General features: G+C 60.7%; 10 protein-coding genes and 1 other RNA gene. 9 read left to right on the forward strand and 2 right to left on the reverse strand.

Annotation, left to right across the window (positions count from 1 at the left end):
• Positions 1-67: 67 nt before the first annotated feature.
• A complete protein-coding gene (locus tag ACUN0G_RS18375; RefSeq protein WP_445573961.1) occupies positions 68-439 on the reverse strand; it encodes a YraN family protein in 372 nt (123 codons plus the stop codon).
• Complete coding sequence (locus ACUN0G_RS18380; protein ID WP_445573962.1) at positions 439-2,250, reverse strand: penicillin-binding protein activator; 1,812 nt, start codon at positions 2,248-2,250, stop codon at positions 439-441. The genes ACUN0G_RS18375 and ACUN0G_RS18380 overlap by 1 nt, the downstream gene beginning before the upstream one ends.
• A gap of 176 nt (positions 2,251-2,426) precedes the next feature.
• Here ACUN0G_RS18380 and rsmI point away from each other — a divergent pair, with 176 nt between their 5' ends.
• From rsmI to mraY, 9 genes are all read left to right on the forward strand, one after another.
• Complete coding sequence (rsmI, locus tag ACUN0G_RS18385; protein WP_445573963.1) at positions 2,427-3,332, forward strand: 16S rRNA (cytidine(1402)-2'-O)-methyltransferase; 906 nt, start codon at positions 2,427-2,429, stop codon at positions 3,330-3,332.
• Positions 3,333-3,427: 95 nt separating this feature from the next.
• Positions 3,428-3,781: RNase P RNA component class A (gene rnpB / locus ACUN0G_RS18390), an RNA gene on the forward strand.
• A gap of 355 nt (positions 3,782-4,136) precedes the next feature.
• Positions 4,137-4,592, forward strand: a complete 456-nt coding sequence (gene mraZ / locus ACUN0G_RS18395; RefSeq protein ID WP_003171868.1) for a division/cell wall cluster transcriptional repressor MraZ — start codon at positions 4,137-4,139, stop codon at positions 4,590-4,592.
• Positions 4,589-5,536, forward strand: coding sequence for a 16S rRNA (cytosine(1402)-N(4))-methyltransferase RsmH (rsmH, locus tag ACUN0G_RS18400; RefSeq protein WP_003216201.1), 948 nt, complete (start codon positions 4,589-4,591; stop codon positions 5,534-5,536). The genes mraZ and rsmH overlap by 4 nt, the downstream gene beginning before the upstream one ends.
• Positions 5,533-5,826 carry a cell division protein FtsL gene (gene ftsL / locus ACUN0G_RS18405; RefSeq protein WP_003216203.1) on the forward strand — a complete coding sequence of 98 codons (294 nt, stop codon included), beginning with the start codon at positions 5,533-5,535 and terminating at the stop codon, positions 5,824-5,826. Before rsmH ends, ftsL begins: the two co-directional genes overlap by 4 nt.
• Complete coding sequence (locus tag ACUN0G_RS18410) at positions 5,826-7,568, forward strand: peptidoglycan D,D-transpeptidase FtsI family protein (protein WP_258348627.1); 1,743 nt, start codon at positions 5,826-5,828, stop codon at positions 7,566-7,568. The genes ftsL and ACUN0G_RS18410 overlap by 1 nt, the downstream gene beginning before the upstream one ends.
• Complete coding sequence (locus ACUN0G_RS18415; RefSeq protein WP_445573964.1) at positions 7,568-9,031, forward strand: UDP-N-acetylmuramoyl-L-alanyl-D-glutamate--2,6-diaminopimelate ligase; 1,464 nt, start codon at positions 7,568-7,570, stop codon at positions 9,029-9,031. The genes ACUN0G_RS18410 and ACUN0G_RS18415 overlap by 1 nt, the downstream gene beginning before the upstream one ends.
• Entirely contained in the window at positions 9,024-10,394 is a 1,371-nt protein-coding gene (locus ACUN0G_RS18420; protein ID WP_445573965.1) for a UDP-N-acetylmuramoyl-tripeptide--D-alanyl-D-alanine ligase, read from the forward strand. The genes ACUN0G_RS18415 and ACUN0G_RS18420 overlap by 8 nt, the downstream gene beginning before the upstream one ends.
• Positions 10,394-11,476 carry a phospho-N-acetylmuramoyl-pentapeptide-transferase gene (mraY, locus tag ACUN0G_RS18425; RefSeq protein ID WP_017477688.1) on the forward strand — a complete coding sequence of 361 codons (1,083 nt, stop codon included), beginning with the start codon at positions 10,394-10,396 and terminating at the stop codon, positions 11,474-11,476. Before ACUN0G_RS18420 ends, mraY begins: the two co-directional genes overlap by 1 nt.

Genomic DNA, 11,476 nt, shown 5'->3' on the forward strand with positions numbered 1-11,476 from the left:
GTTTGGCACAGGAATGTGCAGCCCGCAAAGCAAAGAGCAAAAGTGTGCGGTGTAGATGTCCGGCGAATCAGCTGTCAAAGGCATCTTGCAGCCAGTTCAGATCGGCTGTTCCCTGGGGAGTGCTTTCTATGGCAACCACATCGAAACGGCAGGGATGATCGGCCCAGCGATGCTCTTTGAGCAGGAAAAACTGCGCGGCGAGTATCAGCTTCTGGCGCTTGCGCCCGTCGATACTGGCGAGCGCGCCCCCCCATTGTGCGTGTTTTCTGTAGCGGACTTCGACAAATACTACTGTATCGCCGTCAAGCATGACCAGATCAAGCTCGCCGCGCTTGCATAACCAGTTCTGCGCCAGAAGGCGCAGACCTTGTTGCTGCAGGTATTCGAGGGCTTGAAGTTCGGCGTCCTTGCCGCTTTGTGCGCTTGACCGCTCGGGCATCAGCGCGGGGTATCAGGCAGGCGCTGGATCTCGCCACCGACGAACTTGGCCCATGGCATCTGGCGGTCGACACGCTGGTTGGCGCTGACGCCCAGGTTGCCCGACAGGCCATCAACACGAGTGTCCGGCAGTGCCTTGAGTTGCCCCAGGCGCGGCGCCAGGCGGTAGGCATCCACACCCATCGCGTACAGGCGACCGAGGCTGCCGTTGGCTTGTGGCCATTGGGCGGCAACCTGGTTGCGCAGCGGGTCGGTGGTGTTCAGGAGCCAAGGGGTTTCGCAGAACATCACGTTGGTCATGTCCAGGTACTGGTTCTTGTCGCCACTGGCGCTGAACACGTGGGACGTTGCATACACCGGTACGTCGCCGGCGTATTGGAAGTTCAGGGTCGGCTTGATCTGCTGGGCCAGTTGCGGGGTCACGGCCAGGAAGATGAACTCGATGTCCTGGCGCCGCGACGGCTGGGCGGAGACATCCGAGCCTACAGTGCTTTGCAGGCTCTTGGCGCGGCCTTCACTTTTGCGCAGCTGGAACAGGTCGGCAATCTGCTGGGCCAGGGCTACCGGCTGGTCAACGTACTCGACGCCTATCACGGTGCCGCCATTGGCTTCCCAATCCTGACGGAAGGCTTTGTAGACGCGTTCGCCCCATTCGCCTCTCGGCACCATGGCGGCGGCGCGGTGCAGGCCATCGGCGCGAGCGCGACGGGACACTTCACGGGCTTCGTCTTCAGCGGCCAGGCCGAACTGGAACAGTTGCGCCGGGTTCTGGTCGGCTTCGCTGTAGTTCAGGGCGAGGGTGGTGATTGGCAATTGCGGGCGCGCGCTGAGTTGCTTGACCAGCGGTTTCTCCAGCGGACCGACCACCAGTTGCACACCGGCGGCCTGGGCCTTGGCGTAGAAGTCATCGATGGAGGTCAGGCGCGAACTGTCGTAGAACTCGATCACAGGCGGCTTCTGCCCGGCTTGTTCAGCCTGGTAGTGCGCGGCCATGAAGCCTTCGCGCAGCGCCTTGGCAACGCCGGCCAGCGGGCCTTCCTGCGGGAGCAGCAGGGCGATCTTGTTCAGCGGCTGGCTGGCCAGCTCCTTGAGCTTGGTCAGCGGCTGCGGCAATTGCGAGGCCGCCGGGTGGCCTGGGTTCCGGGCGCGCCAGGTGTCGATGGCCGCTTGCTGTTGTTCCAGGGTGCCGGCGCTCTTGACCGCCTGGGCCAGGCTGATCCAGCCGTCCAGCGTCGGGTTGCCGCTGGCTTGCAGTTGATCGGCAGGCAAGGCTGCAATCAATACCCAGATGGCTTCGTGGTTGCTGTTGTAGGCGTCGCCGGTCAGCAGCGGAGCCATGGCGACACGCTCGCGAGCGGCGGCCAGGGTCTGGCCGTCGGCTTCATAAGCACGAGCATGCACGGTACCGGTACGGATCTGCTGTTCAGGCGGCAGTTCCTTCAGGTTTTGCAGGCTCGGGTGGTTCAACGCCGTCAACGCTGCCTTGGGCTGGTTGCGGGCCATCGCCAGTTCAGCCGACAGGGTGCTGGCAAATACCTGCGCCGCCGGTTTCAGGACGTCCAGTGGCACCTGGGCAAGAATCTGCGCCGAGCGTCCCGGATTGTTTTGGTGGAACGCCAGGTCAGCCGCACTCAAGCGCAACAGCGCGGCTATTTCCGGAGTCTTGGCCGAACTCGCCTGTTCGAGCAGTTGCTCGATGCTGGCATCCGGGGTCCGGGGGAGGTCGCCAAGGCTGGACGAGGGCGAGCTGGCGCAAGCCGCCAACAGGGCAGCGAGGCAGAGGGCAGAGAACAGCCGCAGGCAAGCGATCATGTAAGTGTTCCTGATACCGATCAAATTAGCGTGGAATTGTACCCAAGCACTGGCCGGGGCGCGATGTTACTGGCGTGAAACCGTCTATTTAGGTCGTGTAAATGTTGCAAGAGCCTACAGATGGCTGAAATGGAGCTTGCCCCGAGGGCATATATTCAAGGCGTCTACGCGCTACAATGCGGTTTTTGCCAATCATCGAGGTGTGCGCTTTGACTGCTCCAGGTCCTTTGAATTCCACTGCTGGCTCGCTTTTTGTCGTGGCGACGCCCATTGGCAACCTGGACGACATCAGTGCGCGCGCACTGAAAGTGCTGCGTGACGTGAAGCTGATCGCTGCCGAAGACACTCGGCACTCCCAGCGATTGATGCAGCATTTTGGCATTCCAACACCCTTGGCTGCGTGCCATGAACATAACGAGCGTGAAGAAGGCAGTCGTTTTATCACCCGTTTGTTGGCGGGTGATGACGTGGCGCTGATCTCGGATGCGGGTACGCCGCTGATTTCCGACCCCGGCTACCACCTGGTTCGCCAGGCGCGGGCCGCTGGTATCAATGTAGTGCCTGTTCCGGGAGCGTGCGCGCTGATTGCTGCATTGTCTGCAGCCGGCTTGCCGTCGGACCGGTTTATCTTTGAAGGCTTCCTGCCGGCCAAGGCGGTTGGTCGTCGGGCGCGCCTGGAATTGGTGAAAGAAGAGCCACGCACGCTGATCTTCTACGAAGCCCCGCACCGCATCCTTGAATGCCTGCAGGACATGGAGCTGGTATTCGGCGGCGATCGCCTGGCCTTGCTGGCGCGGGAAATCACCAAGACCTTCGAAACCCTCAAGGGCCTGCCGCTGCAAGAGCTGCGCGAATTTGTCGAAGGCGACAGCAATCAGCAGCGCGGCGAGTGCGTGGTGTTGGTGGCGGGGTGGTCGGCGCCGGAAAGCGAAGATGCGGTGGGCAGTGAAGCAATGCGCATTCTGGATCTGCTGCTCAAGGAGATGCCATTGAAGCGTGCGGCGGCCCTGGCTGCGGAAATCACCGGTGTGCGCAAGAACGTGTTGTATCAAGTCGCGCTCGATAAACAAAAGGGCGAATAGTTCCGGGTTCAAGCCTGCACTCCGTCTGAACATGATGGCATTCGTGTCTTTTAATACTTGTTCTAACGCCGTCGTGCCGTTAACCTTCGCGGCGGAGAGTCGATTGGACAGTCGCTGCCTTCTATGAAAATTAGAGGGGGGAGGAAAGTCCGGGCTCCATAGGGCGAAGTGCCAGGTAATGCCTGGGAGGCGTGAGCCTACGGAAAGTGCCACAGAAAATAACCGCCTAAGTACTTCGGTACCGGTAAGGGTGAAAAGGTGCGGTAAGAGCGCACCGCACGACTGGCAACAGTTCGTGGCTAGGTAAACCCCACTTGGAGCAAGACCAAATAGGGTCCCAAGGCGTGGCCCGCGCTGGGACCGGGTAGGTTGCTAAAGATGTCCAGTGATGGCCATCGTAGACGAATGACTGTTCAAGACAGAACCCGGCTTATAGATCGACTCTCCACCTTTTTTCCTTCTGTCCGAATCTCGGGCAGGAACCTGGTAGTAACGTGAGAATCCCTCCCTGCTGAATCATCAGCAGATGCGTCTTCGTAATACCGAAAAAATCTTACTCTTAATAAATTACTTTAACTTTAAGCCCTAGCTCTTTGAGCTATTTGGCGTTGTTGAGTCAAAATCGCCGTCAAACTCTCGTTTCTCCTCCTTTTACCCTCCTAAATCTCCGTTCTGTAAGGCTTTTCCTTGAATCCGCGCCTTGACGGTGTGGTGGGCGCATTCCTATAGTGTGCGCAAGTGGCGGAAAGTGGCACAAAGTGGGTTTTTTGAACGTAAAACGCTAAAATTTGGAGAAACGCATCTGTGTTTCGCGGAGCTAACGCTATCAGTCTCGATGCAAAAGGCCGTCTCGCCATGCCGAGCCGGTATCGTGACGAGCTCATTTCGCGAAGTTCCGGGCAATTAATCATCACCATCGATGCTGTTGACCCTTGTTTATGTGTTTACCCGCTCGATGAGTGGGAGCTGATTGAAACCAAGTTGCGTGCGCTGCCTTCACTGCGTGAAGAGAACCGCCGCCTGCAACGCTTGCTGATTGGTAATGCCGTCGACCTCGAACTCGATGGCAGTGGTCGTTTCCTGGTTCCACCGCGTCTGCGCGAATACGCCAAGTTGGACAAGCGCGCGATGCTGGTAGGCCAACTGAACAAGTTCCAATTGTGGGACGAAGATGCCTGGGATGCTGTTTCTGCAGCTGACCTGGCTGCTATTCAACAACCGGGCGCCATGCCTGATGAACTGCGTGATTTGATCCTGTGACTATTGATAGCGGCTTTAACCACATCACCGTACTGCTTGACGAAGCCGTTGAGGCTCTCGCCGTACGCGCGGATGGCTGCTATTTGGATGGCACTTTCGGCAGGGGCGGGCACAGTCGGCTGATTCTCAGCCAGCTTGGTCCGGACGGTAAGCTCCTCGGGTTCGACAAAGACCCTCAAGCGATTGCCACCGGGCAAGCGCTAGCGGCCGAAGACGGCCGCTTTGTCGTTGTGCAGCGTAGCTTTGCCGAGCTCGGCGCAGAAGTGGCCGAACGTGGCATGGCGGGCAAGGTGGCCGGGGTTCTGCTGGACCTGGGCGTGTCTTCGCCACAGCTGGACGACCCTGAGCGGGGCTTCAGTTTCATGAACGACGGCCCGCTGGACATGCGCATGGACCCAAGCCGTGGCATCAGCGCCGCGCAGTTCATCGCCACCGCGCCTCATGAAGAAATCACCCGCGTATTCAAGGAATACGGCGAAGAGCGCTTCGCCGGCCGCATGGCGCGTGCCGTGGTTGAACGCCGTGAAATCCAGCCGTTCGAACGCACCGCTGACTTGGCTGAAGTGCTGAAAGTCGCCAACCCTGCCTGGGAAAAGGGCAAGAACCCGGCAACCCGTGCGTTCCAGGGCCTGCGCATTCACGTCAACAACGAATTGGGCGATCTGGAAGCCGGCCTTGAAGCCGCTCTGGAAGCGCTGGAAGTGGGCGGTCGCCTGGTGGTGATCAGCTTCCACTCCCTGGAAGACCGCATCGTCAAATTGTTCATGCGTCGTCTGGTCAAGGGCGAATCCGACAACCTGCCGCGCAACCTGCCGGTACGGTACGAAGCCTTTGTGCCGAAAATCAAAATCCATGGCAAAGCGCAGTTCGCTTCCGAAGCCGAACTCAAGGCCAACCCACGTGCCCGTAGCGCTGTCATGCGCGTTGCGGAGAAGTTGCGGTGAGCAAGCTTTTCGCCAAGCCCCTCCCGGGCGGCAGCTTCTTTATGTTGCTGTTGTTTGTTGGCGTGCTGGTATCCGCGATTGCGGTGTCCTACAGCGCCCACTACAACCGTCAACTGCTCAATACCCTGTACGGGGAACTGAGTGTGCGCGACAAAGCGCAGGCGGAGTGGGGCCGGTTGATCCTGGAGCAAAGCACCTGGACAGCCCACAGCCGCATCGAAGTGCTGGCCACTGAACAGCTCAAGATGCACATCCCTGGCGCTGCAGAAGTTCGCATGGTGGCGCCATGATGAAACTTGAGGGCGCACTCTACCCATGGCGTTTCCGTTTGGTGCTGGGGTTGTTGGCACTGATGGTGGGCGCGATTGCCTGGCGGATTATCGACCTGCAAGTGGTGGACCGTGACTTCCTGATCGGCCAGGGCGATGCCCGTAGCCTGCGGCATATCCCGATTCCTGCGCACCGTGGCCTGATCACCGACCGTAATGGCGAGCCTCTGGCCGTCAGTACCCCGGTGACCACCCTGTGGGCCAACGCCAAGGAAATGCAGACCGCCAAGGACAAGTGGCCGGAACTCGCTGCTGCGTTGGGCCAGGACCCGAAAGCCCTGAGCGAACGCCTCGAAGCCCAAGCCAATAAAGAATTCATCTACCTGGTTCGTGGGCTTACCCCTGAACAAGGCCAGCAGGTGCTCGACCTTAAAGTCCCCGGTGTCTACGGCATCGAGGAATTTCGGCGTTTTTACCCGGCCGGCGAAACCACTGCCCATATGGTGGGTTTCACCGACATTGATGATCACGGTCGCGAAGGCGTGGAACTCGCCTACGACGAATGGCTGGCCGGGGTTCCCGGCAAGCGGCAGGTCATCAAGGATCGGCGCGGCAGACTGATCAAGGATGTCCAGGTCACCAAAAACGCCAAGGCCGGTAAGCCCTTGGCGTTGTCGATTGACCTGCGCCTGCAATACCTGGCCAACCGCGAGCTGCGTAACGCGATCATCGAGAACGGTGCGAAAGCCGGCAGCCTGGTGATCATGGACGTGAAGACCGGCGAGATTCTCGCCATGGTCAACCAGCCGACCTACAACCCGAATAACCGTCGCAACCTGCAGCCGGCGATGATGCGCAACCGCGCCATGATCGACGTGTTCGAGCCCGGTTCGACCATGAAAGCCATCTCCATGAGTGCCGCCCTGGAAACCGGGCGCTGGAAGCCCTCCGACAAGGTCGAGGTCTACCCGGGCACCCTGCAGTTGGGCAAATACACCATTCGTGACGTATCCCGTAGCGAAGGCCCGGTGCTGGATCTGACAGGTATCCTGATCAACTCCAGTAACGTGGGCATGAGTAAGGTCGCCTTCGATATCGGCGGCGAAGCCATCTACCACCTCGCGCAAAAAATCGGCCTGGGCCAACCCACTGGCCTGGACTTCCCGGGCGAGCGTGTGGGCAACCTGCCGAACTACCGTGACTGGAAAAAGGCCGAGACCGCAACGCTTTCCTATGGTTATGGCCTGTCGGTTACCGCGATCCAACTGGCCCACGCCTTCTCGGTGCTGGCCAACAATGGCCGCATGGTGCCGCTGAGCTTGATCCACCTGGATGAGGCACCGCCTGCGACCCAGGTCATCCCGGAAAACGTCGCCAAGACCATGCAAGGCATGCTGCAACAAGTGATCGAAGCACCGCGCGGCGTTTTCCGTGCCCAGGTGCCGGCGTATCACGTGGCAGGCAAGTCCGGTACCGCGCGTAAAACCGCCGTAGGCACCAAGGGCTACGCCGAAAACTCCTACCGCTCGCTGTTCGCAGGCTTCGGCCCGATGAGCGATCCGCGTTACGCCATCGTTGTGGTGATCGATGAGCCGAGCAAAGCCGGTTACTTCGGTGGCCTGGTATCGGCCCCGGTGTTCAGCAAGGTGATGTCCGGGACGTTGCGCCTGATGAACATCACGCCGGACAACCTGCCGGCTACCCAACAAGCGAACGCCGGGCCGCCGGTCGCAGCTGTAAAAGCCAATGGAGGGCGTGGCTGATGTCTCTTAGCCTGAACAAGATTTTTGCCCACGCTGGCCGCGATCTGCTGATTCGCGAGTTGACGCTGGACAGCCGTAACGTGCGTGCCGGTGACCTGTTCCTGGCTGTACCGGGTGGCAAGTTCGATGGCCGTGACCATATTGCCGACGCGCTGAAACGCGGTGCGGCAGCAGTGGCCTATGAAGTGGAAGGCGCCACTGTGCTGCCGATCACCGACGTGCCATTGATTCCGGTCAAGGGCCTGGCGGCGCAGCTGTCGGACATCGCCGGGCGCTTTTATGGCGACCCGAGCCGTACCCTGAACCTGGTGGGCGTGACCGGCACCAACGGCAAGACCAGCGTGACCCAATTGGTTGCCCAGGCGCTTGACCTGCTGGGCCAGCATTGCGGCATCGTCGGCACCCTGGGCACCGGTTTCTACGGCGCGCTGCAAAGCGGCCTGCACACCACGCCTAACCCGATTGCCGTACAGGCGACCCTGGCCGACCTGAAAAAGGCCGGTGCCAAGGCGGTTGCCATGGAAGTCTCGTCCCACGGTCTGGACCAAGGCCGCGTGACTGCCCTGGCGTTCGACGTGGCGGTGATGACCAACCTGTCCCGCGATCACCTGGATTACCACGGGACCATGGAGGCATACGCCGCCACCAAGGCCCGGCTGTTTGCCTGGAATGACCTGAAGTGCCGGGTGGTCAACCTGGACGACGAATTCGGTCGCCAACTCGCCGCCGCCAAAGGTGACGGTCGCTTGATCAGCTACAGCCTGGAAGATTCCAGCGCCTACCTGTATTGCCGTGAAGCCACCCTTGATGACGAAGGCGTGCGCGCCACCCTGGTGACGCCGCAGGGCGAGCACCATTTGCGCAGCACCTTGCTCGGGCGTTTCAACCTGAGCAACGTATTGGCCGCCGTCGGTGCCTTGCTTGGCCTGGATTACGCCCTCGACGAAATCCTGCGCGTGCTGCCGAAGCTGGAAGGCCCGGCCGGTCGCATGCAGCGTCTTGGCGGCGGCACCCAGCCGTTGGTAGTGGTCGATTACGCCCACACGCCAGACGCTCTGGAAAAAATCCTGCAAGCCCTGCGTCCCCACGCCAAGGGCAAGTTGCTGTGCCTGTTCGGCTGTGGCGGTGACCGCGATCGCGGCAAACGCCCGCTGATGGCTGAAATCGTCGAGCGCCTGGCCGATGGCGTCCTGGTCACTGACGACAACCCGCGCAGCGAAGACCCAGGCCAGATTTTCGATGACATTCGTGTCGGCTTTAAAGATGCGTCCAAGGTCAGCTTCGTTGCCGGCCGCGGTGCAGCCATCGCCCAATTGATCGCCAGCGCGAGTGCTGACGACGTGGTGGTGCTGGCCGGTAAAGGCCACGAGGACTATCAGGAAATCAACGGTGAACGTCACGCTTTCTCCGATCTCGTCGAGGCCGATCATGCCTTGACCGCGTGGGAGGTGGCCCATGCTTAAGGCGCTCACATTCAGCGAACTGACCCAGGCCTTGTCGGCCCGCGTGCTATCGGCTGATTGCAGCTTTGATGGCGTCAGCATCGACAGCCGTACCATTAAGCCCGGGCAACTGTTTGTCGCCTTGGCCGGCCCAAGTTTTGATGGCCATGACTACTTGAATGACGTCGCCGCCAAAGGCGCCGTCGGCGCTCTGGTGCAGCGCGAAGTTGCTGACTCGACACTGCCGCAATTGCTGGTAGCTGACACCCGCCTGGCCCTCGGCCAACTGGGTGCGCTGAACCGTGCCGCTTTCACCAATCCTGTCGCGGCCATCACCGGCTCCAGCGGCAAAACCACGGTCAAGGAATTGCTGGCCGGGATCCTGCGCACGCGCGGGCCGGTCCTGGCGACTCGCGGTAACCTGAACAATGACTTCGGCGCTCCGCTGACCCTGCTCGAACTGGCCCCGGAACACACGGCGGCCGTCATCGAACTGGGTGCTTCGCGCATCGGCGAAATCGCTTACACCGTGGCCATGACCAAGCCTCACGTCGCGGTGATCAGCAACGCCGGTACCGCCCACGTCGGCGAGTTTGGCGGCCCTGAAAAGATCGTTGAAGCCAAGGGCGAAATCATCGAAGGCCTCGACGCGTCCGGCACTGCCGTGCTGAACCTCGACGACAAGGCCTTCGAAACCTGGCGTGTACGTGCCGCCGGTCGCAAGGTCTTGAGCTTCGCGGTGCACAACGCCGCTGCCGATTTCCATGCCTCGAATATCAAAGCAGACGCTCGTGGCTGCCCATCCTTCACCCTGCATACCCCGCAAGGTGACGAGCACGTACAGCTGAACCTGCTGGGTAACCATAACGTCGCCAATGCCCTGGCCGCCGCTGCTGCTGCCCATGTGCTGGGCGTGTCGTTGTTTGGCATTGCCACTGGCCTCGGCGCGGTGCAACCGGTCAAGGGCCGTACCGTCGCGCAACTGGCCAGCAACGGCATGCGCGTGATTGATGACACCTACAACGCCAACCAGTCCTCGATCTGTGCCGCCATCGACCTGCTGACCGGTTTCGCCGGTCGCAAGGTGCTGGTACTGGGGGATATCGCCGAGTTGGGCGAGTGGGCCGAACAGTCTCACCGTGAAGTCGGCGCGTACGCGGCCGGCAAGGTCGATGCCCTGTACGCCGTTGGGCCGAACATGCTTCACGCCGTGGACGCCTTCGGGCCGGGCGCCAGGCATTTCGCCAGCCAGGCCGAACTGATCCAGGCACTGAGTGCGGCTGAACAAGACAAACACACCACTATTTTGATCAAGGGATCGCGCAGCGCGGTGATGGAAAACGTCGTCGCGGCCTTGTGTGGCTCAAGTACGGAGAAACATTAATGCTGCTGCTGCTGGCTGAGTATCTGCAACAGTTCCACAAAGGCTTCGCGGTCTTTCAGTACCTGACCCTGCGCGGGATTCTGGGTGTGCTGACCGCGCTGTCGTTGTCGCTGTTCCTCGGGCCATGGATGATCCGTACCCTGCAAAACTTGCAAATCGGCCAGTCCGTGCGCAACGACGGCCCGCAGTCGCACCTGTCCAAGTCCGGCACTCCGACCATGGGCGGCGCGTTGATCCTGTCGTCCATCGGCATCAGTACGCTGCTGTGGGCTGACCTGCATAACCGCTACGTCTGGACCGTGCTGCTGGTGACCCTGCTGTTCGGCGCCATCGGCTGGGTGGATGACTACCGCAAGGTGATCGAGAAGAACTCCAAGGGGCTGCCAAGCCGCTGGAAGTATTTCTGGCAGTCGGTGTTCGGCCTGGCGGCGGCGATCTTCCTTTATACGACTGCGCCAAGCGCGGTCGAGACCACCCTGATCATCCCGATGCTCAAGGACGCCAGCATCCCGCTGGGTGTCGGCTTCGTGGTACTGACTTACTTCGTGATCGTCGGCTCGAGCAACGCGGTCAACCTGACTGACGGCCTCGACGGCCTGGCGATCATGCCGACGGTGATGGTGGGCGGCGCGCTCGGCATCTTCTGCTACCTGTCGGGTAACGTGAAATTCGCTGAATACCTGCTGATCCCGTATGTACCGGGCGCGGGTGAACTGATCGTGTTCTGCGGCGCGTTGATCGGTGCGGGCCTGGGCTTCCTGTGGTTCAACACCTATCCGGCACAAGTCTTCATGGGCGACGTCGGCGCACTGGCGCTGGGCGCGGCCCTGGGCACCATCGCGGTGATCGTCCGCCAGGAAATCGTCCTGTTCATCATGGGCGGTGTGTTCGTGATGGAAACCCTGTCGGTGGTGATCCAAGTTGCCTCCTTCAAATTGACCGGGCGCCGCGTGTTCCGCATGGCGCCGATTCACCACCACTTTGAACTCAAGGGCTGGCCTGAGCCGCGGGTGATTGTCCGTTTCTGGATTATCACCGTGATTCTGGTTCTGTTCGGCCTTGCCACCCTGAAACTGAGGTAG

The sequence above is a fragment of the Pseudomonas sp. 32A genome, assembly GCF_052682255.1.

Excerpts from the sequence above, each read along its gene's own strand:
- ACUN0G_RS18415 (WP_445573964.1), top strand. The coding sequence starts at position 7,568 with ATGTCTCTTAGCCTGAACAAGATTTTTGCCCACGCTGGCCGCGATCTG.
- rsmI (WP_445573963.1), top strand. The coding sequence starts at position 2,427 with ATGCGGTTTTTGCCAATCATCGAGGTGTGCGCTTTGACTGCTCCAGGT.
- ACUN0G_RS18380 (WP_445573962.1), bottom strand. The coding sequence starts at position 2,250 with ATGATCGCTTGCCTGCGGCTGTTCTCTGCCCTCTGCCTCGCTGCCCTG.
- ACUN0G_RS18375 (WP_445573961.1), bottom strand. The coding sequence starts at position 439 with ATGCCCGAGCGGTCAAGCGCACAAAGCGGCAAGGACGCCGAACTTCAA.
- ACUN0G_RS18410 (WP_258348627.1), top strand. The coding sequence starts at position 5,826 with ATGAAACTTGAGGGCGCACTCTACCCATGGCGTTTCCGTTTGGTGCTG.
- mraY (WP_017477688.1), top strand. The coding sequence starts at position 10,394 with ATGCTGCTGCTGCTGGCTGAGTATCTGCAACAGTTCCACAAAGGCTTC.
- ACUN0G_RS18420 (WP_445573965.1), top strand. The coding sequence starts at position 9,024 with ATGCTTAAGGCGCTCACATTCAGCGAACTGACCCAGGCCTTGTCGGCC.